Annotated in this window: 25 protein-coding genes; 14 read left to right on the top strand and 11 right to left on the bottom strand. The window is 71.6% G+C overall.

The window, feature by feature from the left end:
* The first annotated feature begins 24 nt into the window (after positions 1-24).
* The 3 genes from HNP44_RS08495 (at position 25) to msrB (ending at position 3346) form a co-directional block, all read left to right on the top strand.
* Positions 25-1578: an alpha/beta hydrolase gene (locus tag HNP44_RS08495; RefSeq protein ID WP_259140229.1), complete on the top strand. Its 1554-nt coding sequence runs from the start codon at positions 25-27 to the stop codon at positions 1576-1578.
* A 73-nt stretch (positions 1579-1651) separates the two neighbouring features.
* The gene (locus HNP44_RS08500) at positions 1652-2911 is read left to right on the top strand and encodes a glycosyltransferase family 87 protein (RefSeq protein ID WP_259140228.1); all 1260 of its coding nucleotides are present in this window, start codon (positions 1652-1654) and stop codon (positions 2909-2911) included.
* Between the two features lie 9 nt (positions 2912-2920).
* On the top strand, positions 2921-3346 hold the full coding sequence (msrB, locus tag HNP44_RS08505) for a peptide-methionine (R)-S-oxide reductase MsrB (RefSeq protein ID WP_259140225.1): 426 nt from the start codon (positions 2921-2923) through the stop codon (positions 3344-3346).
* Positions 3347-3364: 18 nt separating this feature from the next.
* Here msrB and hemQ read toward each other — a convergent pair whose 3' ends face one another.
* From hemQ to hemE, 3 genes are read right to left on the bottom strand one after another with little or no spacing between them, the layout of a single operon-like run.
* Positions 3365-4066, bottom strand: coding sequence for a hydrogen peroxide-dependent heme synthase (gene hemQ / locus HNP44_RS08510; RefSeq protein ID WP_259140224.1), 702 nt, complete (start codon positions 4064-4066; stop codon positions 3365-3367).
* Positions 4067-4099: 33 nt separating this feature from the next.
* Positions 4100-5365 (bottom strand): protoporphyrinogen oxidase, encoded by a 1266-nt coding sequence (hemG, locus tag HNP44_RS08515; protein WP_259140223.1) that lies wholly within the window; start codon positions 5363-5365, stop codon positions 4100-4102.
* Entirely contained in the window at positions 5362-6435 is a 1074-nt protein-coding gene (gene hemE, locus HNP44_RS08520) for a uroporphyrinogen decarboxylase (RefSeq protein ID WP_259140222.1), read from the bottom strand. Before hemE ends, hemG begins: the two co-directional genes overlap by 4 nt.
* A gap of 95 nt (positions 6436-6530) precedes the next feature.
* On the opposite strand from hemE, the gene HNP44_RS08525 reads away from it, so the two are divergent.
* Positions 6531-7148 carry a DUF3000 domain-containing protein gene (locus tag HNP44_RS08525; RefSeq protein WP_259140220.1) on the top strand — a complete coding sequence of 206 codons (618 nt, stop codon included), beginning with the start codon at positions 6531-6533 and terminating at the stop codon, positions 7146-7148.
* 8 nt (positions 7149-7156) lie between these two features.
* Positions 7157-8377, top strand: a complete 1221-nt coding sequence (locus tag HNP44_RS08530; RefSeq protein ID WP_259140218.1) for an HRDC domain-containing protein — start codon at positions 7157-7159, stop codon at positions 8375-8377.
* A gap of 16 nt (positions 8378-8393) precedes the next feature.
* On the opposite strand, the gene dxs is transcribed toward HNP44_RS08530, so the two are convergent.
* From dxs to HNP44_RS08545, 3 genes are read right to left on the bottom strand one after another with little or no spacing between them, the layout of a single operon-like run.
* A complete protein-coding gene (gene dxs / locus HNP44_RS08535; RefSeq protein ID WP_259140217.1) occupies positions 8394-10322 on the bottom strand; it encodes a 1-deoxy-D-xylulose-5-phosphate synthase in 1929 nt (642 codons plus the stop codon).
* Between the two features lie 40 nt (positions 10323-10362).
* A complete protein-coding gene (locus HNP44_RS08540; protein ID WP_259140216.1) occupies positions 10363-11574 on the bottom strand; it encodes a class I SAM-dependent RNA methyltransferase in 1212 nt (403 codons plus the stop codon).
* Complete coding sequence (locus tag HNP44_RS08545; protein ID WP_259140214.1) at positions 11558-12250, bottom strand: DUF3159 domain-containing protein; 693 nt, start codon at positions 12248-12250, stop codon at positions 11558-11560. Before HNP44_RS08545 ends, HNP44_RS08540 begins: the two co-directional genes overlap by 17 nt.
* Before the next feature lie 87 nt (positions 12251-12337).
* On the opposite strand from HNP44_RS08545, the gene HNP44_RS08550 reads away from it, so the two are divergent.
* Entirely contained in the window at positions 12338-13036 is a 699-nt protein-coding gene (locus HNP44_RS08550; protein WP_259140212.1) for an alpha/beta hydrolase, read from the top strand.
* On the opposite strand, the gene HNP44_RS08555 is transcribed toward HNP44_RS08550, so the two are convergent.
* Positions 13020-13841, bottom strand: a complete 822-nt coding sequence (locus HNP44_RS08555) for a DUF3710 domain-containing protein (RefSeq protein WP_259140209.1) — start codon at positions 13839-13841, stop codon at positions 13020-13022. The genes HNP44_RS08550 and HNP44_RS08555 overlap by 17 nt on opposite strands.
* A gap of 40 nt (positions 13842-13881) precedes the next feature.
* On the bottom strand, positions 13882-14343 hold the full coding sequence (gene dut / locus HNP44_RS08560; protein ID WP_212553016.1) for a dUTP diphosphatase: 462 nt from the start codon (positions 14341-14343) through the stop codon (positions 13882-13884).
* 23 nt (positions 14344-14366) lie between these two features.
* Here dut and HNP44_RS08565 point away from each other — a divergent pair, with 23 nt between their 5' ends.
* Positions 14367-14858, top strand: a complete 492-nt coding sequence (locus tag HNP44_RS08565) for a DUF3093 domain-containing protein (protein WP_259140207.1) — start codon at positions 14367-14369, stop codon at positions 14856-14858.
* A gap of 28 nt (positions 14859-14886) precedes the next feature.
* On the opposite strand, the gene HNP44_RS08570 is transcribed toward HNP44_RS08565, so the two are convergent.
* Positions 14887-15186, bottom strand: coding sequence for a DUF4193 domain-containing protein (locus HNP44_RS08570; RefSeq protein ID WP_068525100.1), 300 nt, complete (start codon positions 15184-15186; stop codon positions 14887-14889).
* 245 nt (positions 15187-15431) lie between these two features.
* On the opposite strand from HNP44_RS08570, the gene cei reads away from it, so the two are divergent.
* Positions 15432-16175 (top strand): envelope integrity protein Cei, encoded by a 744-nt coding sequence (cei, locus tag HNP44_RS08575; protein WP_259140206.1) that lies wholly within the window; start codon positions 15432-15434, stop codon positions 16173-16175.
* Between the two features lie 30 nt (positions 16176-16205).
* Here the strand turns inward: cei and HNP44_RS08580 are convergent, their stop codons facing one another.
* A complete protein-coding gene (locus HNP44_RS08580) occupies positions 16206-17069 on the bottom strand; it encodes an inositol monophosphatase family protein (protein ID WP_374758758.1) in 864 nt (287 codons plus the stop codon).
* Positions 17070-17167: 98 nt separating this feature from the next.
* Here HNP44_RS08580 and ppgK point away from each other — a divergent pair, with 98 nt between their 5' ends.
* The 3 genes from ppgK to HNP44_RS08595 all read left to right on the top strand — a co-directional run bounded on the left by ppgK (position 17168) and on the right by HNP44_RS08595 (position 20145).
* Complete coding sequence (gene ppgK, locus HNP44_RS08585; protein WP_259140202.1) at positions 17168-17911, top strand: polyphosphate--glucose phosphotransferase; 744 nt, start codon at positions 17168-17170, stop codon at positions 17909-17911.
* A gap of 218 nt (positions 17912-18129) precedes the next feature.
* Positions 18130-19596, top strand: coding sequence for an RNA polymerase sigma factor (locus HNP44_RS08590; protein ID WP_259140201.1), 1467 nt, complete (start codon positions 18130-18132; stop codon positions 19594-19596).
* Positions 19597-19668: 72 nt separating this feature from the next.
* A complete protein-coding gene (locus tag HNP44_RS08595; RefSeq protein ID WP_259140200.1) occupies positions 19669-20145 on the top strand; it encodes a DUF6226 family protein in 477 nt (158 codons plus the stop codon).
* On the opposite strand, the gene HNP44_RS08600 is transcribed toward HNP44_RS08595, so the two are convergent.
* On the bottom strand, positions 20142-20699 hold the full coding sequence (locus tag HNP44_RS08600) for a hypothetical protein (protein ID WP_259140194.1): 558 nt from the start codon (positions 20697-20699) through the stop codon (positions 20142-20144). The genes HNP44_RS08595 and HNP44_RS08600 overlap by 4 nt on opposite strands.
* 108 nt (positions 20700-20807) lie before the next feature.
* Here HNP44_RS08600 and HNP44_RS08605 point away from each other — a divergent pair, with 108 nt between their 5' ends.
* The 3 genes from HNP44_RS08605 (at position 20808) to HNP44_RS08615 (ending at position 23052) form a co-directional block, all read left to right on the top strand.
* Entirely contained in the window at positions 20808-21920 is a 1113-nt protein-coding gene (locus HNP44_RS08605) for a sensor histidine kinase (RefSeq protein ID WP_259140193.1), read from the top strand.
* On the top strand, positions 21917-22555 hold the full coding sequence (locus tag HNP44_RS08610; RefSeq protein WP_224645717.1) for a response regulator: 639 nt from the start codon (positions 21917-21919) through the stop codon (positions 22553-22555). The genes HNP44_RS08605 and HNP44_RS08610 overlap by 4 nt, the downstream gene beginning before the upstream one ends.
* A 68-nt stretch (positions 22556-22623) precedes the next feature.
* Positions 22624-23052, top strand: a complete 429-nt coding sequence (locus HNP44_RS08615; RefSeq protein WP_259140192.1) for a DUF6069 family protein — start codon at positions 22624-22626, stop codon at positions 23050-23052.
* The last annotated feature ends 55 nt before the right edge of the window (positions 23053-23107 follow it).

Consider the following 23107-nt stretch of genomic DNA (forward strand, 5'->3'; position numbering starts at 1 on the left):
CGTGATCTGGCTACTGTGAAGGGCATGCCCCACGCGCGTACCCGAGCCCTCGCCGCCGCCGGGATCGCCGTCGGCGCGATCGTCGCCGCGTCAGCCTGCGCGCCGGTCCCGGCCCCGACCCCCGACTACATCACGGACTTCGGGAAGGGCGGCGGTGCACCGTCGACCTCGGCAAACAACACGCCCCAGGGTCCGGAATGGAAGGCCTCGGCGAAGGATCCGCTCGCCTGGCAGGACTGCACGAGCCGGATCGCCACGCGGTACGGCACCCCGCCCGCTGCGAACGCCACCCTGCAGTGCGCGACGCTCACCGTCGGCGTGGGGACCGCGGAGGCGCCCCTCAAGCTCTCGGTCACGCGCGCGAGCGTGCCCGGCACCCCGGACAGCGCGGCCCCGCTCGTGCTGGTGGGCGGGACGGAGTTCACCGGCCAGCGCGCCTTGGCGACCCTCGCCTCCGCTGACAGCCCCGTGCTGGCGAACCGGCCCGTGGTCGCGGTCGAACGCCGCGGCATCGGGACGTCGGGGGCGCTCACGTGCCGCACCGCCGGCGATCAGGCCGTGCTCCGCACCGGCGGCTCCGCCGGCCAGAGCCTCGAGGCACGGGTGGCGGACATCGGCGAGTCCGCGCAGAAGGCGGCGACGACGTGCGGCGATGCGTACGCCGACACGATCTCCGACTTCACCGCGCCCGCCGCGTCCGACGACCTCGAGAAGCTGCGCGCCGCGTGGAACGTCCCGACGCTCGGGCTGCTCGCTGTAGGCGACGGCTCCACTACGGCCCTCGCCTACGCGGCCGAGCACCCGAAGCAGGTCGCACGCCTGATCCTCGACTCCCCCGTGCGGTACGGCGGCACCGAGCTGCAGCGCGCAGAGGACGCCGCACGCGGTACGTCTGCCACCGTCGACGCCTTCGCAGCGCAGTGCGGACCGACATGCGTCCTCGGCACGGATCCCGCCGGCGCCGTGCGCGGGATCATCGACGACGCTTCCGCGGGGCGGTTGGGCTCGTTCACGGATTCCGACGTCCGACGGGCCGTGGTGGTCACCCTCGGCATCGGCCCCGGCGACCGGGACGCGCGCATCACCCGCCTCGCGACGGCGCTGCAGGGCGCCCGGTCCGGCGACGCTGCGCCACTGCGCGACCTGCTCCGCACGGCCGACGAGGCCCTCGGCACCGACGGCCAGTTCGTCGGGCGGTGCTCGGACGCCGTCACCAAGGCCTCCCCCGACCAGATCATCGCCTCCGCACGGAAGTGGGGCCCGGAGCTCCGGCTCGGCGCCGCCACCGCGCTCGACCTCGGTACCTGCGCGGCCTGGCCGACGATGACCGCCCCGCCGAAGCTCACCGACCTCGGGGTGAAGGCGGTCGTCGCCACCTCCGCCGCCGATCCGCTCACCGCCCGCACCGCGCTCGACACCCTCACGGGGCAGCTCACCGTCGTCGGCGCGCAGCCCTCGGCCGTCACCTGGGCCGGGATGGGCGACGGGGCCGTGATCCGGTCGTCGTGCGTGCAGAAGTCGCTGATCGGGTACCTGGACCGGCTCGACGCCCCGTCGACGCGCACCTGTCCCGCGTGATCGGCACAGGTCCGCACTTCGTGACGCGGGCGGGCCTCCCGGCCGCCGCGGCGGCGTTGGGTACGGTTTAGCGGTGTCGTCTGTCGCCCTCGCCCGGATGAAGTCCGATCCCGGCCTCGTGGTCAAGGCCATCTTGTGGCCCCTCGCCCTGCTCACGCTGCTGCAGCGGCTGATCGTCCTGGTCCCGAACGGGAACAAGACCGACGATTTCACGACGGTGTACGCGGCCGCGGTGCGCTTCCTGCGCCACCAGGCGGTCTACACCGAGAACTACGACACGGTCGATCCGCACTACCTGTACCCGCCGTCGGGCACGCTGCTCATGGCGCCGTTCGGCTACTTCGATCCGGAGACCGCGCGCTACATCTTCGTGGGGCTGAGCGCCGTCGCGCTGCTACTCGCCCTGTACATCATGCTGCGGATGTTCGGCTACGGCTTGAACTCCGTGGTCGCGCCGGTCGTGCTGTTCTTCGCGGTGACCACCGAGGCCGTGACCAGCACGCTCGTCTACACGAACTTCAATTGCTTCGTCCTGCTCGCCGAGGTGGCCGCGATGGCGCTGCTGCTCAAACGGAAGGACCTCTGGGCGGGCGTCCCGCTCGGGCTCTCGTTCGCGGTCAAGCCGCTGCTCTTCGTGATGCTCCTGCTGATAGTGGCGAACCGGCAATGGAAGGCCCTGATCGGCGCCGTCGGCATCCCCGTCGTCCTGATGGGCGCGGGCATGGCGCTCTCCGCGGACCGCACGGAGTTCTTCCACAAGACGCTCCCCTACCTCAGCGAGGCGCGCGACTACTACAACAGCTCGATCCAGGGCAACGCGCAGTACTTCGGGCTACCGATCTGGCTGTCGCTGTTTCTCCGCCTCGCGATCGTCGTGATGGCCGCCGTCACGCTCTGGCTGCTCTGGAAGTTCTACCGCCGGAGCAACGAGCTGCTGTGGCTGGCGACGTCCACCGGCACCCTGCTGACGACGTCGTGGCTGGTGCTCTCTCTGGGCCAGGGTTACTACTCGATGCTGCTGTTCCCGATGCTGATGACGGTGGTCTACCGCAGTTCGGTGATGGGCAATTGGGTGTCCTGGGTCGCGGTGTACGGGTTCCTCAGTTACGACAACTGGCTCTCCGGCAAATGGCCGGCGTTCGGGCGATCGCTGGCATACCTCAAGTGCACGCTCGGCTGGTCGCTGCTCGTCATCGTGCCGTTCTGTGTGCTGCTCTTCCGCTACCTCGACGCAAAGGCCGAGAACCGGCTCGACGAGGGCATCGACCGTCCGCTCCCGCCCGACGAGGAGCCCGGCAAGCACGAGCTGGCACCATCCGCCGCGCGCGGTTAGCGTGGAGGCATGAGTGAGGCCAGTACTCCCAAGCCCAAACTGCAGCTGAGCGATTCGGAGTGGCGGCAGCGCCTCACGGCGCCCGAGTTCCGCGTCCTGCGGCAGGCGGGCACCGAAGCCCCGTTCACCGGCGAGTACACCGACACGAAGACGTCCGGCGTCTACCGCTGCCGCGCCTGCGGCGAGGAGCTGTTCCGCTCCGACGCGAAGTTCGAGTCGCACTGCGGCTGGCCGTCGTTCTTCTCTCCCCTCGCGGGCGACAAGATCATCGAGCGAGTGGACACCTCACTCGGCATGCGCCGCGTCGAGGTGCTGTGCGGCAACTGCGGCAGCCACCTCGGCCACGTCTTCGAGGGGGAGGGCTACGACACCCCCACCGACCTCCGCTACTGCATCAACAGCATCTCGATGCGCCTGGAGCCGGACGGGGCGTGAGCCCCGCCCGGCCCACCGTCACGGCAGGGCGGTGACGAGCGCGCGGACGTCCGTGCGCGGCCCGGAGAAGAACGGCGTCTCTTCGCGGGTGTGCCGGCGCGCGTCGGTGGCGCGCAGGTCGCGCATGAGGTCGACGATGCGGTGCATCTCGGGGGCCTCGAACGCGAGCAGCCACTCGTAGTCGCCGAGGGCGAACGCGGGCACGGTGTTCGCGCGCACGTCCGGGTAACCGCGGGCCGCTCGGCCGTGGTCGGCGAGCATCTTGCGGCGCTCGTCGTCGGGCAGCAGGTACCACTCGAGGCTGCGCACGAACGGGTACACGCAGATGTACGCGCCCGGGTCCTCCCCCGCGAGGAACGCGGGGATGTGGCTCTTGTTGAACTCCGCGGGACGATGCAGCGCGGTGCTCGACCACACCGGGTCGCTCGCGCGGCCCAGCGCGGTACTGCGCCGGAATTCGTTGTACGCGGCCTGCAGGTCCTCGAGCTTCTCGGCGTGCCACCAGATCATGAAGTCGGCGTCGGCGCGCATCCCGGCGACGTTGTAGACGCCGCGGACCACGAGGTCATCCTCCTGGATCTTCGCGAAGAAGGCTTCGGCCTCGGTGGCCGCCGCGGCCCGCTGCTCGTCGTCGCCGAGCTCTCCCGGCGAGATCGAGAACACCGAGAACATGAGGTAGCGGACGGTCGAATTGAGCTCCGCGTAATCCAGTTTGGCCATGCTGTCGATCGTAGTCCCGCGCGCGGGACCGACTCAGGACAGGTCGGCCAGGACGCGCCGGGCCGCGGCCTCCGCACGGGCGATGCACGCGGGCACCCCGACACCGTCGAAGTACGCGCCTGCGAGGGCGAGGCCCTTCGGCGTGGCAGCCTCGATCGCCGCAAGGGTGTCGCGGTGGCCGGGCAGGTAGACGGGGATGCCCTCGTACCAGCGCTGCACGTGCGTGGCGGTCGGCTCGGCGGTAATCCCCAGCACGTTCGCGAGGTCGTCCCGCGCCGCGGCCACCAGGCCCGCGTCGACGTCGTCGACGATGCGGCTGACGCCGAGCCGCCCGAAGGACAGGCGCACGGTGCCGCCGGGGAGGTGATCCCACTTGCGCCCCGACAGCGTCAGGGCCTTGGCGCTGACTTGCTCGCGGCTCGCGACCAGCACGCCGGAGAGGTCCGGCAGCTCGACATCCTCGGGCAGCCGCATCGTCACGAGCGCCGAGCTCGCCGCCGGGATGGAACCCACGGCTGCGCCGAGCTCGGGCAGGCCCAGCCCGACGAGGCGACCCACCTGGGGCGCGGGCACCGCAAGTACGACTGCATCGAACATCGAGCCGCGCAGGCTCCAGCCGGGCCGTACCTCGGGCACGGGCGCGCCGAGCATGATCCGGTCGCCGAGCCGCTCGGCGAGCGCGTCGAGCAGCTGCTGGTAGCCGCCACGGAAGGCGCCGAAGACGGGGCTGCCGTCGGGCTCGCCGAGGACGTCGCGCACGGCCTCACCGAGCGACGCGGCTCCCTCGTCGAGGCGGGCGGCCAGCGCGGGCAGCGCGGCGCGCACGGAGACGTCGTCCGCGTGAGCGGCGAAGACGCCCGCCACCATCGGGTCGACGCTGCGCTCGACCACCTCGTCGCCGAGGCGGGAGCGGACCAGCGCGCCGATCGACGCGTCGGCGCCGGGGTTCCAGCGCAACGGGATCCGCACCTCGTCAGCGTCGCCCGGGATGCCCATCACCGTGCGGCCGAAGCCGCCGCGAAGGGCACCGTCGGCAAACAGCGCCGGGCGGCGCCCGGCGGGCTCGACGAGCTGGTCGGCGAGACCGAGCTCGGTCGCGAGGTCGATCACCTCCGGGCGGCGGCGCACGAAGGCCTCAGCGCCCACGTCGAGACGCTCGCCGCCGATGGTCTCCGAGCGCAGCTTGCCGCCCACACGGTTACCCGATTCGAAGACGGTGACGCGCGCGCCCGCCTCCTGCAGGCGCAGGGCGGCGACCAGCCCGGAGATGCCCGCCCCGACGACGGCGACGTTGCTCATAGCGCGTGCACCAGTTCAACAACGCGGGTGAGCGCGTCGGGGTCGGTCGATGGGAGCACACCGTGACCGAGGTTGAAGACGTGCCCGGTGGCGCCCGCCGCGAGGGCCGCGTCCGCGTCCGCGACCACGCGCCGGACCTGCGCGTCGATGGTGTCGCGGTCGGCCATCAGGGTGGCGGGGTCCAGGTTGCCCTGCAGGGCCCTCCCGGGGCCGACGCGGCCGGCGGCCACGTCGAGCGGGACGCGCCAGTCGACGCCCACGACGTCCGCTCCGGCCTCGCCCATGGCGCCGAGCAGCTCGCCGGTGCCCACCCCGAAGTGGAAGGCGGGCAGGGCCGGAGCGCTCTCGCGGAGTGCCGCGAAGACCCGAGCGGAGTGCGGCTGGACGTACTTCCGGTAATCGGCGAGCGAGAGCGCGCCGGCCCAGGAGTCGAACAGCTGGAAGGCCTGCGCGCCGGCGTCGGCCTGAACCCGCAGGAAGGTGATCGCGATGTCCGCGAGCGCGTCGAGCAGCGCATGCCACGTCTCGGGCTGGGTGTACATCAGCGCCTTGGTGCGTTCGTGGTTGCGGCTGGGCCCGCCCTCCACGAGGTACGAGGCCAGCGTGAACGGGGCCCCCGAGAAGCCGATGAGCGCGACGCCCGCGGGCAGCTCGCCGCGCAGCATCCGCACGGCCTCGGCGATGGGCTCGACCTGTGCCGCGTCGAGCTTCGGCATGGCCGCGACGGCCTCGGCGTCCCGGACCGGCTGCTCGATGACGGGGCCGATCCCGCTCACGATGTCGAGGTCGATGCCGGCCGCCTTGAGCGGGACCACGATGTCGGAGAACAGGATCGCCGCGTCGGTGCGGTGCCGGCGCACCGGCTGCAGCGTGATCTCGCACACCAGGTCGGGGCGGAAGCACGACTGCAGCATGCCGATCCCTTCGCGCACCTTCCGGTACTCGGGCAGCGAGCGCCCGGCCTGCCGCATGAACCACACCGGGCGGTGCTCCGGAGTGCGCCCCGCCGCCGCATCGAGCAGCGGGTACGCCGTCGCCGCGGCCGTCGTCGATCGATCCTCGTTACTCATCGTCAACGATCATGTCATGACCTCCGCGCCCGCAGGCCGAGGCCTGCGGCGCGCCTCCGCCTGTGCGGCCTTCCGAGCGGCTACGGTCACGGTTTGTGAGCCAACCAGGAACGGGTGACGAAGCGGCGGGCGGTGCGGGAACGCGCGGCGCCGAGCCGGAGTCGTTCCGCGTCGCCGTCGAGTCCCTGCACACGGCGACGATCCGCCCCGAGATCGAGATCGGCAGCATCCGGCCGCCGCAGAGACTCGCACCGTACAGCTACGCGCTCGGCGCCGAAGTCCGCGCGCCCGAGACCGATGTGGTGCCCGAGCACTCCGACGGCGAGACCTTCGGGCGCCTGATCCTGCTCCACGACCCACACGGCCACGAGGCGTGGAACGGCCTGATGCGACTCGTTGCGTACGTGCAGTCCGAGGTCGACGAGTCCCTGGCGTCAGATCCGCTCCTCCCCGAGGTCGCCTGGAGTTGGCTGACCGACGCGCTCGCCGAGCGCGGCCAAGAGGTGACCGCGCTGGGCGGTACCGTCACCGCGACCGCCTCGGTGCGCTACGGCGACATCGCCGGTCCCCCGCGCGCCCACCAGCTCGAACTGCGAGCCTCATGGACGCCGCTGGGCGACGACCTGTCCGGCCACGTCGAGGCCTTCTGCGCGGTGCTCGAGACCGCCGCCGGACTCCCCCCTGCCGGTATCACCCGGCTGGGCTCGGGGTAGGCGCCGACGTGGGCAAGGCCTCGTCAGAACCGGTTCCCGGGATTCCGCTCACCGAACCCGCCGAGGGCGTGCCCGAGCCCCTGACCACCGTCGAGGAGTTCGCGGAGTGCGCGGCGGCGCTGCGCCGGGGCACGGGCCCCGTGGCCGTCGACACCGAGCGCGCCTCGGGTTTCACGTACTCCTCCCGCGCCTACCTGATCCAGATCAAGCGGTCGGGTTCCGGATTGTTCCTGCTCGACCCGATCCACGAGCCGGAGGGCCTGGCGCCGGTGATCGAGGCGATGCGGGGCGTCGAGTGGGTGCTGCACGCGGCGGACCAGGACCTGCCGTGCCTGCGGGACGACGGCTTCGAGTGCGATGAGCTGTTCGACACCGAGCTGGCGGGCCGCCTGCTGGGCGCGCCGCGCGTGAACCTCGCGGCGATGACCTCCGAGTACACCGGCTACGCGCTGGCGAAGGGGCACGGCGCCGCCGACTGGAGCACCCGGCCCCTGCCGCATGACTGGCTCAACTACGCGGCACTCGACGTCGAGGTGCTCGTCGACCTGCGCGACGAGGCCTACGAGCGGCTGGAGGACGCCGGGAAGCTGGAGTGGGCGCTCGAGGAGTTCGAGTACGAGCGCACCCGCCCGGACCCGCCGCCGAAGCCCGATCCGTGGCGCCGGCTCTCCGGGCTGAGCACGCTGCGCAACCGGCGCCAGCTGGCCCGCGCGCGGGAACTGTGGATGGCCCGCGACGAGATGGCCGAGCAGCGCAACGTCGCGCCGGGGCGCACCCTTCCGGACGCCGCGATCATCAACGCCGCCGCGAAGAACCCCACCACCGAGGCGGAGCTCACGGCACTGCCGGTCTTCGGCGGGCCGCGGATGCGGCGGTCGGCGAAGCGCTGGCTCGGGGCGATCCACCGGGCCAACGCCCTCCCGGACGCCTCGCTCCCCCCGCTGCACGGTCCCAGGAACGGGGTGCCCGCGAACAACCGCTGGGCCAAGTCGAACCCGGAGGCCGCGGAGCGCCTCGCCAAGGTGCGCGCCGCGCTGGCCAAGATCTCCGACGAGGTCGCGGTGCCCGTGGAGAACCTGCTCCCGACCGACGCGGTCCGTCAATTGTGCTGGGACGGCACCGCTCGGGACCTCGACGCCATCGACGACGCCCTCACCGCCTCGAGCGCGCGGAACTGGCAGCGACGGCTGACGATCACCGCTGTCGCGGCCGCGCTCGCCTCCGACTGACCGATCCGGATCCGCCTCAGCGGACCTGTTCCGGCGTGGCCTTCTCGGCGGGCACGGTCACGTGCGCGCACGCGGTGGCCCAGCCGGTGATCCGGAAGGCGATCTCCGACGGGGTGAGCCCCAGGTCGGTGAGTATCTCGCCGCGGGAGGCGTGATCGAGGAAGCTCTGCTCGATCCCGAGGACGCGGGTCGGCACGTCGACCTCGGCGCGCTGCAGCGCGGCGGTCACGGACGCACCGATACCGCCCGCGACGCCGTTGTCCTCGAGCGTGACGACCAGCTGGTGGGAGCTGGCCAAGTCGACGATCGACGTGGGCACCGGCAGCACCCACCTCGGGTCGACGACGGTCGCCGAGATGCCCTGATCGCGCAGGCGCGTCGCCACGTCGACCGCGACGTGGGCGAAGGCACCGACCGCCACGATCAGCACGTCCGCGGCGCCGTCGCCGTCCTCGACGAGCACGTCGGCACCGTCGGGCAGGCGGCGCACGGCCTCCAGGTCGGCGGGCACCGCGCCCTTGCCGTAGCGGATCAGGGTCGGCGCATCGTCGATGGCGAGTGCCTCGGCGAATTCCTCTCGGAGCCGAGCCGCGTCGCGGGGCACCGCGGCGCGCAGGCCCGGGACGATGGCGGCGAGCGAGAGGTCCCACATGCCGTGATGGCTCGCGCCGTCGGGGCCGGTGACGCCGGAGCGGTCCAGGACCACGGTGACGCCCTGGCCGAGCAGGGCGACGTCCATGAGGAGCTGGTCGAAGGCACGGTTGAGGAAGGTGGCGTACAGGGCGACCACGGGGTGCATGCCGCCCAGCGCGAGGCCGGCGGCGGAGGTCAGGGCGTGCTGCTCGGCGATGCCCACGTCGTACATGCGATCCGGGAACTTGCGCCCGAAGTCTGCGACACCCGTCGGCTCCGCCATGGCGCCGGTGATGGCGACCACGTCGTCGCGCCGCTCGCCGTGCGCGACCAGCTCTTCCGCGAAGACCGAGGTCCAGTCGCGGGTGCCGGCGGCACCACCGACCGGCAAGCCGGTGGCGGGGTCGATCACGCCGATGCCGTGCATCTGGTCAGCCTCGTGGTTCTCGGCGTGCTCGTATCCGTTGCCCTTGCGGGTGATCGCGTGCACCACGACGGGCCCGCCGAAGTCCTTGGCGCGGCGGAGGGCCGCCTCGATGGCCAGCTCGTCGTGACCGTCGATGGGGCCGACGTACTTGAGGCCGAGGTCCGCGAACAGCGCCTGCGGGCTCACCATGTCCTTGATCCCGGCCTTCATGCCGTGCAGCACCGAGTACGCGGGCTCGCCGACCACGGGGAGGTTCCGGAGCCGGCGGCGGGCCTCGCCCAGGAGTCGCTCGTACTCGGGCTGGGTACGGAGGCCCGACAGGTGCGTCGCAAGGCCGCCGATCGTGGGCGCGTAGGAGCGGCCGTTGTCGTTGACCACGATGACAACGGGGCGGTCCGACGCCGCGATGTTGTTGAGCGCCTCCCAGCACATGCCGCCGGTCAGGGCTCCGTCGCCGACCACGGCGACGACGGTGCGCTGCTCACCCTTGAGCGCGAAGGCCTTCGCCAGGCCGTCGGCGTAGCTGAGGGCGGCCGAGGCGTGGGAGGACTCGACCCAGTCGTGTTCGGACTCGGCGCGGCACGGGTACCCGGACAGTCCGCCGGCCTGGCGCAGGGTGTCGAAGCCGTCGCGACGGCCCGTGAGGATCTTGTGGACGTAGGCCTGGTGGCCCGTATCGAAGAGCACCGGGTCGGTCGGCGAGTCGAAGACGCGGTGAATGGCCATCGTCAGCTCGACGACGCCCAGGTTCGGGCCGAGGTGCCCACCGGTCGCCGAGACCTTCTCCACGAGGAAGTCACGGATCTCCCCGGCCAGCTCGGTGAGCTGATCCTGGTCCAGCCGACGCAGGTCGCGTGGGGACTCGATGGTGCTCAGCAGGTTCATATCGCTCGTGTCTACTCCCGTGAGAGGTGTTCCCGCCACTTTACCGACCGCGCCAGGCTTGTACCCCGGGGACCAGCACCGCGATCGCCTCCACGTGGTGCGTCCCGGGGAAGGCGTCGAAGACGTCCCTTTCGACCATTCGGTAGCCGTTGTCGCACGCGACCCCGACGTCACGCGCGAAGGCCGCAGGATCACAGCCCACGTGCACGATGACCTCCGGCGCCGCTGCCGTGACCGCGGCCATCACGGCCTTCCCCGCGCCCGCCCGGGGCGGGTCCAGCACCACGACCGACGGCGCCCGCAGCCCCTTCAGACGGGTGGCCACATCGCCCCGGTGGAACCGCACCGGCGCACCGTCGAACACCTGCTTACCGGCGGCGATCGCACCGCCAGAGGTCTCCATCACGTCGACCGTGTGGCCCTCGTCCACCAGCGCACCGGCGAACACGCCGGCCCCGCCGTACAGGTCCCAGGCGACCCCGGAACCCGGGCCGAAGCGGCCGACGTACGCGGCGACGCGCTGTGCGTACCGGGTCGCGGCATCGCGGTGCGCCTGCCAGAAGCCGCCCACGGGGATGACCCACGAGCGATCACCCACTCGGTACTCGGCGAGCCCGGCACCGGACAGCACCTTCGCCGGACGGCCCCGGCGGGCCGGGACCGCCGCATGGGCGTTCCCGGCGTCGTCGAGGACGAGCGCCACCTCGGCACCGGGCTCGGCGCGCAGCGCGGCCGCCAGCTCGGTCAGTTCGACGGGGAGCTGCGTGCACGGCGCCACCACCACGGCATCGCTGCGGTGCGCGTGCTGCCCGAGGCGGCCGTCACCGTCGGCGACGAGGCGGGCGCGGTGCCGCCATCCGGACTGCCCGCCGGCGAGGGGGACGACGATCGAGTCCCAGCCGGGGCCGAAGTACTCGGCGTCGAAACCGCCCACGCGCTGCAACTGCTCGCGAAGCACCTGCGCCTTGATCTGCCACTGGTGGGCGGGCGCCGCGAAGGTCAGGTCACAGCAGCCGGCGCCGGCGGCCGCGGCGGCGCACGCCTCGGGCACTCGGTGCGACGAGGCCTCGAGGACCTCGACGGTGCTCGCGCGGGCGTAGGACTTCTTGACCTCGGTGACCCGGGCACGCACGGTCTCCCCGGGGAGTGCTCCGCGCACGAAGACGGCGCGGCCCTCGTGCCGGGCGATGACGAAGCCGCCGTGCCCCGGCGCGCCGCACGTCAGCTCGAGCACGTCATTCTGTGCGAGCATGCGTCGTCCTCCTGGCGACGAGGAAGGTAATCAACAGGCCGACGGCGAACATCGGCCACCCCATGGCGATGCGCGCGACACCGAGCCCGCCGACGTCGTCGTTCTGGTACAGCGCGAACTGGACGGCGAACCGCACGACGAACATGGCGAACCACAGGACGGTCAGCCACGCGAACGCGCGGTACTGATGCCGGTCCGCCCGCCAGTCGTGGCCGACGTCCGCGGTCTCCGAGCCGGTGGGCTCCTTCTTCCGCTCGTCGAAGAGGTGCCACAGCACCCCGACGAGTGGCCACCGCACCACCAACGACACCGCGAAAACGACCGCGAAGACCGCCTGCATCACGATCCCGTACAGGAAGTAGCCCTTGCCGTTGCCGCCGACGACCATCGCGATCACGACGCACACCGCGACGCCGAAGAACCCCGAGATCGCGGGCTGGATGGACGTTCGGGTGGCGAGCCGGATCACGGCGACGAGGGCGGCCACCACCAGGGCCGCGATCGCGCCGCCCGTGAGCCCCCAGACCGCGTTCGCGGGCACGAAGGCCATCACCGGCAGCGCGGAGTACACCATCCCCTGCCAGCCGCCCATCTGCTCGAGCACCTGATCCGTGATCGAAGGCTCGGGGGCGTCGTCCGCCGCCGTATCCGGCTCCTGCTCTGCACCATCTGTCACACGATCACACTACGCGGCGGCGCGGCGACGACCGCCCGCCGTCGGTGCCCGCACTGGCGGGCAGCGACGTCCTGGCATGCTCGGCCCATGCAGTTCCCCCCGCACACCACCGCCGTCCTATTGCCGGGCTCGGGCTCGGACGCCGACTTCGCGCTCCGCGCCTTCGCGCCCCTCACCGCGCTGTGCGCGCGCACCGTGGCCGTCGACGCGACGCCGCCGTCGGTGGTGGCCGGTTACCGTGCAGCGCTGGACGAGGCCACCTCCGATGGTCCGCTGCTCATCTGCGGCGTCTCCCTGGGTTCGGCGGTCGGCGCGAGTTGGGCGCTCGAGCACCCCGGCGCGGACGTGACGCTGGTGCTCACCCTGCCGCCGTGGTGCGGCGCGGCCGGGCCGGATGTGCCCGCGGCGATGTCCGCGAGGGTGACCGCGAACGTCATCGACGAGGTCGGCGCAACGGAGGCGATCGCCCGGATGCGAGCGGGGAGCCCGCCGTGGCTGGCGCGCGAACTGAGCCGGTCATGGGCCGCGCACGGCGACTTCCTCGCACCGGCCCTGCGGGAGGCGTCGGGGTACGCCGCCCCAACGGAGGTCGCGCTCGGCGGGCTGGTCGGGCGCGCCGTCGTGGTCGGCGCGGAGGGCGATCTGATCCACCCCGTCGCCACCGCGCACGCGTGGGCCGCGGCGATCCCCCACGCCACCGTCGAGGTCGTCGACCTGGCCGACCTCGGCCCCGACCCGGCCGTCCTGGGCCGGGCCGGGCTTGCCGGCCTTACTGCTGTTTGTTGAGCCGGGTCAGCGCGGACCCCTGGGTGAGCCGGTCCTGGTTGCTCTGCCGCAGTGCGGCGGGGCCGTCGGCGGCGGCGCGCTGCGCGACCTGCGCAGCGATCGCCGCAGCAGCCTGCTCCTGTTGCGCCTGCTGGGCGGCCATCGCCTCCTGCAGCTGCTGCACGAGCTCGGCGGGGAGCTCGATCTCCAGGTGGTCGCGGGCGGGGCGCGGATCGGTGCCGCGGCGGACCACCGTCTCCGCGAGCATGGCGCGCGCGAGCTGCGCGGCCTGATCGGCGTTCTCGAGCGGCGCGGCGACCACGATCCGGACCATCCACCGCGGGCCGTCAACGCCGATGAAACGGAGCACGCCGTCGGGCTGGGTGCCGACGACCTCGCGGCCCCAGTGGCCGTCCTCGATCGTGACCTGGGCGCCGTTCTCGCGGAGCGAATCGGCCAGCTCGGTGACGACCTCGCGCCACTGCCCGCCCGACTTGGGCGCGGCGAAGACGCCCGGCGTGATCCTGCCGACCGGGGTGTCGAGGTGCACGCCGACGGGAACGCCCTCGGGGCTCATCTCGACCTGCAGCTGCGACTCGGGCGGCATGGCCAGGATGATCGATCCGAGATCGAGCCGGCCGTCGTCGAGGCCCTCGGCGCTCTCGAGGGAGCTGAGGTCGTACGGGCCGGCGCCGGTGCCGAGCTCCTGAACCTCGTCGTCGTCGGCGGGGACCGGCGCCGTGTGGTGTTCGGGCTGCCCGATCGTGGCGTACGGGTCGACGCTCGCGGTGCTGCGCTGCTTGGACTTGCGGCGGCCGAGGGCCATGAACGGTGCTCCTTGGGTCTTCGAAGGTTCGGTGGGAACGTTAGTGGGAGGACTCGAGGCTGGCGTGCCCGCCCGAGGAGCCGTAGCCGCCAGCGCCGCGGACCGTCTCGTCGAGGAACGAGACCTCCTTGAAGTCGGGCAACTCGACGCGCTGCACGAGCAGTTGGGCGATCCGGTCGCCGCGCTTGATGTCGACGGCCGTCTCACGATCGGTGTTCAGCAGGCACACCTTGATCTCGCCGCGGTAGCCGGCGTCGATGGTGCCGGGCGTATTGACCACGGTGAGACCGTGTTTCGCGGCGAGGCCCGAACGGGGGTGGATCAGGCCGACGGTGCCGTGCGGCAGCGCGATCGCCACGCCGGTGGCGACGAGCGTGCGGGCGCCGGGTTCGATCCGCACGTCGGTCGTCGAGTACAGGTCCACGCCCGCGTCGCCGGGATGGGCGCGCTTGGGGAGTGGGAGGCCCTCGTCGAGCCGCAGTAGGGGTATCTGGCTCACCATGGGATGCAGACTACGCTGAAGCCGTGTCGGACGATCGAACAGTGAAGACCTCGCAGCAGCCGAACGACTACGCCGAGAGGCTGACGGTGCCGTGGTACTGGTGGCTCGCGGGAGCTGTCGTTGCGGGTCTGCTCTGCTTCGAGGTGACTCTCGCCGCGAGGTGGGGGGATTGGATGATCGGCGCGTTCGTGCTGATCGTCGCCGTGATCGCAGTACTGCTGTGGTCGATGGGCCGCGGCAGCGTCGGCGTGCGCGACGGCGAGCTCTGGGCGGGCAACGCCCACCTTCCGCTGGAGCTGATCTCCCGCGCCGCGGCGGTGCCGGCGGAGGCGAAGAGCGCGGCGCTAGGCCGCCAGCTCGATCCGGCTGCGTTCATCTACCACAAGGGCTGGATCAAGACGATGATCGTCGTGGTCCTCGACGACCCGGATGATCCGACGCCGTACTGGATGGTCTCCACCCGGCGTCCAGAGAAGATGCTCGCGCTGATCCCCGCCGCGACCACGCTCGGCTAGCGAGCGGGCCGCCGCGGAGAGATCGCCATCAGGCGCAGTCGATGCAGATCAGCTCGGTGCCGTCCGGATCGGCGAGCCGGCTGCGGTGGTACACCAGGAAGCAGCTGGTACAGGTGAACTCGTCAGCCTGCTTCGGCACCACCCGGACGCTCAGCTCCTCGCCCGACAGGTCGGCACCGGGGAGTTCGAAGGACTCGGCGGTCTCGCCTTCGTCCACGTCCACCGTGCCGGACTGACCCTCGTTGCGACGGGCCTTCAGCTCCTCGAGCGAATCCTCCGAGATCTCGTCCGCCTCGGAGCGCCGTGGAGCGTCGTAATCAGTTGCCATGCCGTGTCATCCCCATCCTTGCTCGTACCCCTGGGTCTCGGGGTTTCCGAGACCGCCGGGCGCGTTGTTTCCCGCGCGAGCGGCCAGAGTGTAGCGCACTCGAAATCGGTTGTCACGGTTTTACGTGACGCTCCGAATTCCACCGCTCGTTGCCCCTCCAACGCACGATGGGCCCGGATGATTCCCGCGGCGACTCCCGCGCCGCCTCCCCTGTCCGGGTTGCGCCCTCCCGTACAGTCGGGGCCGTGGTTTCCCAGCTCACCGGCACGGGCCGGCGATTCGACCGGAACGGTGAACCGTTCCGGCGGCGCAACACGCTCCCCATCCTCATCGTGATCGCCGTCCTCGCCGTAGTCGCCATCGCGACCTGGGCACGCGCCATGTCCTCCCAGGAGGAGACCGCCGCCCCCGTCTCCTGCCCGTCGCCGCCGGCCACGTCGGACTCGGCGACGGCGACAGCGACAGCGACGGCCGGAGCTGCGGCGCGCGCGGGGGCCACCGCACCGGCGCCCGCGCCCGCGTCGGAGAAGTTCGAGATCGTCTCCCCCGACGACCTGGTTTCGGTCCGGCCCGCTCCCCTCGCCGCCTCGACGGTGCGCGTGCTCAACGCCTCGGGACAGGCGGGTCGCGCGGAGACCACCCTGAACAAACTCGCCGACTACGGGTTCAGCGCACCCACCACCGGCGCCTACGGCAACGATCCGGTCTACTCCGAGATGGCCTGCCAGGCGCAATTGCGGTTCGGCGATTCGGGCCGGGCGGCCGCGGCGGCGGCGTGGATCATCGCGCCGTGCGCGGAGCTGGTCGACGACGGACGCCGCGACAACTCAGTCGATCTCGTTCTGGGCACATTCTTCACCGATCTGGAGCCGAGCACCGACGCGCAGGAGATCCTGCGCATCCTGCGGGCGGCGCCGGCCGGCGCTGCGGATGGCGGGGCGAATCCCGCCCTCGTCTCGGCGGTGCATAGCCAATCCTGCAACCGTTGAGACGATCCCGCCGCGGAGCCGTGCAGCGACCTAGAGCGCCTCGAGCCCTCCGGCCTGGCGGAGCAGGGCTATCAGCGTATCGGCGATGCCCGGTGCGACCGCGAGGGTGAGCGCGCCGTCATCGCTGGTGGAGTCCGCGGCGGGCACGATCACGACAGCACCCGCCTCCTGCGCGATCAGGGCGCCGGCGGCCCAGTCCCACGGGCTGAGGCCGTGCTCGAAGTGCGCGTCGGCGCGTCCAGCCGCCACCATGCACAGGTCGAGGGCTGCGGAGCCGATGCGTCGCACGTCGCGGACGGCGGGTAGCAGCTGCGCGAGGACTCGGCCCTGCTTCTCGCGACGTTCGCGGGCGTAACCGAAGCCGGTCGCGACCAGGGCCAGTGCAGGATCGGTGATCGGGTTCGCGCGGAGCACGCGGACCGTGCCATCGGGGGCGATCTCGCGCGCGCCCCCGCCCAGAGCGGCCGCGTAGACGGTGCCCTGCACCACGTCGGCCACGGCCCCGGCGACGGACACGCCGTCGACCTGGGCGCCGAGGGAGACCGCGTAGGCGGGCACCCCGTAGAGGAAGTTGACGGTGCCGTCGATGGGGTCGACGACCCAGCGGACAGCGCCGGGCTCCCCCTGCTCACCACCGAACTCCTCGCCGAGGACGGCGTCGTCCGGCCGCAACTCCGCGAGCCGGTCCCGCACGAATCGCTCGGTCTCCGTGTCGACGACGGTGACCGGGTCGGTGGGGGTCGACTTGGTGGTCACACCGTCCGGACGCGTCCCATCGGCACCGTCGAATGCATTGGCGCCGAAGACCTCCGCTCGGCGGGCCGCGACGCGCTGCGCGGCCTCCGTGACGACGGTGACGGCGATCTCTGACAACTCCCATCGGTTCAGTTGCACGCCCACCACAGAACCACAATCCGCGGTACTTTGACAGCGCCGAGTGCACCCGGACGGAAGGACCACTGTCCGGCACGTCGAGGAATGTGGAGCGGGCAATGGCGGAGAATCTGGGGTTCGGTGTCGACATCGGCGGCAGCGGGATCAAGGGCGGCGTCGTCGATATGGACACGGGCGAGCTCGTCGGTGAGCGCTTCAAGGTGCCCACGCCGCAGCCGTCCACGCCGGGCGCGTGCGCCGGCGCCGTCCGCGAGGTCATCGAGCACTTCGACTGGGCGGGCCCGGTCGGGATCACTGTCCCGGCGGTGGTGACGAACGGCACTGTCCGCAGCGCGGCGAACATCGACCCGGGCTGGATCGGCGCCGATGCGAGCGAGCTCTTCACGTCCACCCTCGATCGTCCGGTCACAGTGCTCAACGACGCGGATGCGGCGGGGCTCGCCGAGGACCGGTACGGAGCGGGCCGCGACTTCGACGGGGTGATCCTGCTCCTGACGCTGGGCACGGGCATCGGCTCGGCGCTCATCTATCGCGGGACCCTGGTGCCCAACACCGAGTTCGGGCACATCGAGGTGGAGGGCAAGGAGGCCGAGCACCGGGCGGCGAGCTCGGTGAAGGATCGGCGGGGCTGGAGCTACGAGAAGTGGGCGGGCCAGGTCAGCCGCGTCTTCCGCGAGTACGAGAAGCTGCTGTGGCCGGACCTGATCATCGTCGGCGGCGGCATCAGCCGCAAGGCCGACAAGTGGGTCCCGCTGCTCGAGGTGAAGACGCCGGTGATTCCCGCGAAGCTGCTGAACACCGCGGGCATCGTGGGCGCGGCGATGGCGTCGCAACGCGGCTGATCCGTCCGGTTCGGGCGCTTTGACCGCAGGTGAATGCGGGCGGAGCGACCGAATCGTTACAATGGGGTGCCGGCGTCGAAACGCCGGAACAGACGCCGGTCTCCCTCGCCTCCGGACGCCTCAGCCACCACCGATGCCGCACACGGCTCGGAACAGGTGCTGTTGTCGCGCCCGGGAAGCGGTTCCGGCGCATGCAGGCACAGTAGGAAAGGGCGTACGTGGCAGCGACGCAGACCAGCTCCAGCGCACCGTCGACAGACGGCGTGGACGGTTCGGCCACCTCGGCGGAGACCCCCGCCAAGAAGACCACCGCCAAGAAGACCACCGCCAAGAAGGCTCCCGCGAAGAAGGCGCCGGCCAAGAAGGCCCCCGCCAAGAAGGCGGCGGCGAAGAAGGCCCCCGCGAAGAAGGCGCCGGCCAAGAAGGCGGCCGCCGGTCCCGCGAAGCGCACGGCGAAGAAGGCCGCCGGCAAGAAGGACGCCTCGGCGGCCGGTGCCGGGGGCGGCGCCGAGGACGAGGTCGATCCCGAGCTCGACGGCGATCCCGATCCCACGGAGCTCTCCGACGAGGACGTGGCGCTCGACGCCGACGACACGGCGGACGACACCCCGGATGCGAAGGGCAAGAGCGCCGTCACCAAGCCCGCCCCGGCGGACGCGGAGGACGAGGAGCCGTCCGAGCAGGACAAGGCCTCCGGCGACTTCGTCTGGGACGAGGAGGAGTCCGAGGCGCTGCGCCAGGCCCGCAAGGACGCCGAACTCACCGCCTCGGCGGACTCCGTGCGCGCCTACCTCAAGCAGATCGGCAAGGTCGCCCTGCTCAACGCCGAGGAGGAGGTCGAGCTCGCCAAGCGGATCGAGGCGGGCCTGTTCGCTGAGCAGCAGATCAACCGCTGGCTCGAGCGCGGCGAGAAGCCCGCGATCGGCATCCGGCGCGACATGAACTGGATCGCCCGCGACGGCAACCGCGCGAAGAACCACCTCCTCGAGGCCAACCTGCGCCTCGTGGTGTCGCTGGCCAAGCGCTACACCGGCCGCGGCATGGCCTTCCTGGACCTGATCCAGGAGGGCAACCTCGGCCTGATCCGCGCGGTCGAGAAGTTCGACTACACCAAGGGCTACAAGTTCTCGACGTACGCCACCTGGTGGATCCGTCAGGCGATCACCCGAGCTATGGCCGATCAGGCCCGCACCATCCGCATCCCGGTGCACATGGTGGAGGTCATCAACAAGCTCGGCCGCATCCAGCGCGAGCTGCTCCAGGACCTGGGCCGCGAGCCCACCCCGGAGGAGCTGGCGAAGGAGATGGACATCACGCCGGAGAAGGTGCTGGAGATCCAGCAGTACGCGCGTGAGCCGATCTCGCTGGACCAGACCATCGGCGACGAGGGCGACAGCCAGCTCGGCGACTTCATCGAGGACTCGGAGGCCGTCGTCGCGGTCGACGCGGTGTCCTTCACGCTGTTGCAGGACCAGCTCCAGTCCGTGCTGGACACGCTGTCCGAGCGCGAAGCGGGCGTGGTGCGGCTGCGGTTCGGCCTCACCGACGGTCAGCCGCGCACTTTAGACGAGATCGGTCAGGTCTACGGCGTGACGCGCGAGCGCATCCGCCAGATCGAGTCGAAGACGATGAGCAAGCTGCGCCACCCGTCGCGCTCGCAGGTCCTGCGCGACTACCTGGACTAGGTCCCGTTCCCGAACGCCCGACGGTACGCCGTCGGGCGTTCGGCGTGTTCGCCCTCCGAGTACCGTTGCGGTGTGTACGCCCGCCCGTCGATCGAGCTTCCCGCGTTCGTCGATGACGAGGGAACTCCCATCCCCTACGGCGATCGCTGGTCGTTCGATGAGGACCCACCCGAAGACAGCTATTCACGGGAGCGCCATCCCGAGCGGTTCGCACCTCTCCACACCGTGGCGAACGCCCTCGTCGATCACCTCGTCGCGACCTACGACGTCGTCACGGATCTGGGGCCGGTTTCCGACTACATCAACGCCACGGTGCGGCAGACTCGGGTCGCGCCGCGCACAGCGCCCGAGGACGCGATCGACTTCCTGCTGACCGACTACCCATCCGCCGGCGTACGAATCGCGCCCAATGTGACTGCGCACTATCCGGTCTGTTCATGCGACGCGTGTGACGAGACTTGGGAGTACGGCGCAGACCGGCTCGAAGCGATCGTCCTCGAGCGGGTGACGTTCTGGCCCGCGCACCGGAGCGGACCGACAGCGACTTAGTCGCTCGCGCTCTCTCCTCGACCCGCCACCCACAGCGGTCCGGTGACCAGCCAGATGACGGTGATCACGCCGAGTGTCCCGAAGACGCCCATGAGCGCTTCGCGCTGCGTGTCGTCCGCCACGGTGTACCCCAGCCCCAGCGAGACGGCTCCGGCAATGGCGACTGCCCCGAGCCAGCGGTAGAAGTCCGACCACTCCTTGCGGGTCCGCTCGGGCCCGAGCCTGGGCACCTTGCGCGGCGCGGGCCCGCCGGCGAAGCGGTGGGCGAAGCGTTCGTCCGCCCACGCGATCATGCGGTGCCCGAACATGACGGTGCATCCAAGGTAGATGCCCGCGAGCCGGTGGGCGAAGCCCACCTCGCCGCCGCGGTACAGGTCGATCGCGACGGCGGCGATGAGCACCACGTCGAGGAGCGGCACCAGCGCCAGCGAGATCATCCCCGGGCGGCGCCAGCGCAGGATGTACCGCATCGCGAGGCCCCCGACCACGAGGACCCAGAAACCGATCTCGCACGCGGCGATCGTCCACAGCACCGGACTGTTCAGCTCTCCCATACCGCCCACTGTGCCGCGCACGCGCACCGTCGTCGTCCTCCCGGTGGCCCGTGGGCCCTCCCCCTTTCGGTGGACCCGCCGGCTGCGGCGATGTGCTGCAATGGGCGCATGAGGTCGGTGCTGAGCGGGTGGTCGTCGGAGTACGCCGCCGTGCCGGCCTTCGGCATCTGCCTGGTGGGGGCCGTACTCTGGGGCGCCGGCGGCTGGTCCGTCAACTCGAGGACCGAGGACTTCTACCCCTGGCAGGTCAAGCTCGGACTGCTCGGCGGCGCACTGGCGATCCAGTTGCTCGCCCGGCGTCGCGCGGCCGCGGCCTTCGGCCTCATGCTGGCGCTGGTCGCCTGGGACTTCACCTTCGGGCCGTCCGTGGTGTTGTGGATCGCCCTGTCGGACGTGATCTACCTCGCCGTGGCGACGGGGTCCGAACGGCTGCGGGACGTGGTCTCGGTGACGGTGCTGGTCCTCACCGCGGTGCTCGGCGTCGGCGCGACCGTGTTCGTGGGGGTGAAGGCCGGCATGTACGCCGTCCTGATCCTCATCGCCGTGGTCTGGTCGCCGATCGGCTACGGCCGGGCGGTGCTCGCCTACCGAAGGCTCGCGGAGCTCGAGCGGGAGGAGGGCGAGTCCCGGCGCGCCACGGCACTCGCGGACGAGCGGCGCCGCCTCGCCCGCGAGCTGCACGACACCGTCGCCGGACACCTCTCCGCGGTCGCGATCCTCGCGGACGCCGCGCAGCGCACCCCCGAGAACCCCGCGGTGCTGCAGTCGATCCGGTCCGGCAGCCTCGCCGCGCTCGAGGAGATGCGGGCCACGATCAACCTGCTCACCTCCCCCGACGACGCCGCCGTCCGCACGACCCTCGAATCTCTGGAGCCGCTCATCGAGACCGCGGGGGCCGCGGGCGTGTCCGTCCGGGTCCGACTGCCCGACGGTCCGCTGCCCACCGCCGTCGAGGCCACCCTCACTCGGATCCTCGGTGAGGTCATCACGAACGCCACCAAACACGCCCCCGGCGCCGCGCTGGAGGTCGACGTCGCCGTCGCCGAGGAGCACCTGACCATGACCGCCGTGAACGCCCTGCCGCCCGGACCGACCGGCTCGGGGGACGGCTTGCGCAACATCGCCTTCCGCGCGGAGTCCATCGGCGGGTCGGCGACCGCGGGCCCGGACGACGGGGCCTGGGTGGTCCGGGCACGGATCCCGATGGAGGTGGCGCGGTGACGGCCACCGTCGTCCTGGCGGACGATCACGCGGCGATCCGGGCGGGCCTGCGCCTGCTCCTGGAATCGACCGGCGAGGTGCGGGTGATCGGCGAGGCGGCCGACGGTGCCGCCGCCCTGCGGCAGGCGCGGGCCCTCAAGCCCGACGTGGTCGTGATGGACGTGCGGATGCCGCGGGTCGACGGCCTCGCGGCGACCGCCTCCGTCGTGGCCGAGACCGACAGCGCCGTCCTGGTGCTGACGACCTTCGATCTCGACGAGTACGTGCTGGGCGCACTCAGCGCCGGAGCCAGCGGCTTCCTGCTCAAGTCGGCGGGCGGCGACGAGCTGATCCGCGCCGTCCTGGCCGTGGCGGCCGGCGATGCCGTGCTCGACCCGAAGGTGACCCGCGCAGTGATCGCGGCGATCCCCCGGCCCGGCGCGGAGCCGGCGGCCGTCGACCTCAGCGCGCTCACCGACCGCGAGCGCGACGTCCTGGCCGGGCTCGGCGAGGGCCTGTCGAATCAGCAGATCGCGCGGCGTCTCGACATCGGCGAGGCGACGGTGAAGACACACGTCTCGCGAGTGCTGATGAAGCTCGGCGTGCAGTCGCGGGTGCAGGCCGCGGTGGTCGCCGCACAATCCGGTTTGAACTAGGGCTTGACCTCAACAATGCTTCGGGTTATGTGATGGACTCGTTCCGGAAAACGACCCGAGGAGACATCATGACCGCCATCGACACCGCAGCCCCGTCGACCTTCCGCCTGACCCGCACGACCGCCGTGCTGGGCACCGTCGGCCTGTCGCTACTGATCAACCTCGCCCTGTGGCTGATCGGCCTCGTCGCGGGCGGCGACTTCACCATGACCGACGAGGCCGGCGTCCGCGCCTCGGTCGCCCCCGGCGGCGTCGTCCTCATGACGGTGGCTCCGCTCGCCGTCGGCATGACCGCGGCTGTGCTGCTCTCGAAGCTGTGGGCCCCGATCCTGCGGGTCGCCGCCGTGGTCGGCGCCGCGGCGTCGCTCGGCACCATCGCGGGCACCCTGGCCGCCGACTTCGACGGGCCGTCGACGGTGATGCTCTCGCTGATGCACATGGTGATCGCCGTGGTGCTGGTCATCGCCCTGGAGGCGCTGTTCCGCCGCGTGCGCTGATCACCGCGGGACCCGCGGTCGCCGGCGCGGCCGGCGACCGCGGAGGATCCGTACC

Source organism: Tsukamurella ocularis (assembly GCF_024807615.1).
GTDB classification, from domain to species: domain Bacteria; phylum Actinomycetota; class Actinomycetes; order Mycobacteriales; family Mycobacteriaceae; genus Tsukamurella; species Tsukamurella ocularis.

Bases quoted from the DNA above. Each gene is read 5' to 3' on its own strand.
- dxs (WP_259140217.1), bottom strand. From the start codon at position 10,322: ATGAACCTGCTGAGCACCATCGAGTCCCCACGCGACCTGCGTCGGCTG.
- msrB (WP_259140225.1), top strand. From the start codon at position 2,921: ATGAGTGAGGCCAGTACTCCCAAGCCCAAACTGCAGCTGAGCGATTCG.
- HNP44_RS08615 (WP_259140192.1), top strand. From the start codon at position 22,624: ATGACCGCCATCGACACCGCAGCCCCGTCGACCTTCCGCCTGACCCGC.
- ppgK (WP_259140202.1), top strand. From the start codon at position 17,168: ATGGCGGAGAATCTGGGGTTCGGTGTCGACATCGGCGGCAGCGGGATC.
- hemE (WP_259140222.1), bottom strand. From the start codon at position 6,435: ATGAGTAACGAGGATCGATCGACGACGGCCGCGGCGACGGCGTACCCG.
- HNP44_RS08555 (WP_259140209.1), bottom strand. From the start codon at position 13,841: ATGGCCCTCGGCCGCCGCAAGTCCAAGCAGCGCAGCACCGCGAGCGTC.
- HNP44_RS08605 (WP_259140193.1), top strand. From the start codon at position 20,808: ATGAGGTCGGTGCTGAGCGGGTGGTCGTCGGAGTACGCCGCCGTGCCG.
- HNP44_RS08600 (WP_259140194.1), bottom strand. From the start codon at position 20,699: ATGGGAGAGCTGAACAGTCCGGTGCTGTGGACGATCGCCGCGTGCGAG.
- hemG (WP_259140223.1), bottom strand. From the start codon at position 5,365: ATGAGCAACGTCGCCGTCGTCGGGGCGGGCATCTCCGGGCTGGTCGCC.
- dut (WP_212553016.1), bottom strand. From the start codon at position 14,343: ATGGTGAGCCAGATACCCCTACTGCGGCTCGACGAGGGCCTCCCACTC.
- HNP44_RS08540 (WP_259140216.1), bottom strand. From the start codon at position 11,574: ATGCTCGCACAGAATGACGTGCTCGAGCTGACGTGCGGCGCGCCGGGG.
- HNP44_RS08495 (WP_259140229.1), top strand. From the start codon at position 25: ATGCCCCACGCGCGTACCCGAGCCCTCGCCGCCGCCGGGATCGCCGTC.
- HNP44_RS08550 (WP_259140212.1), top strand. From the start codon at position 12,338: ATGCAGTTCCCCCCGCACACCACCGCCGTCCTATTGCCGGGCTCGGGC.
- hemQ (WP_259140224.1), bottom strand. From the start codon at position 4,066: ATGGCCAAACTGGATTACGCGGAGCTCAATTCGACCGTCCGCTACCTC.
- HNP44_RS08570 (WP_068525100.1), bottom strand. From the start codon at position 15,186: ATGGCAACTGATTACGACGCTCCACGGCGCTCCGAGGCGGACGAGATC.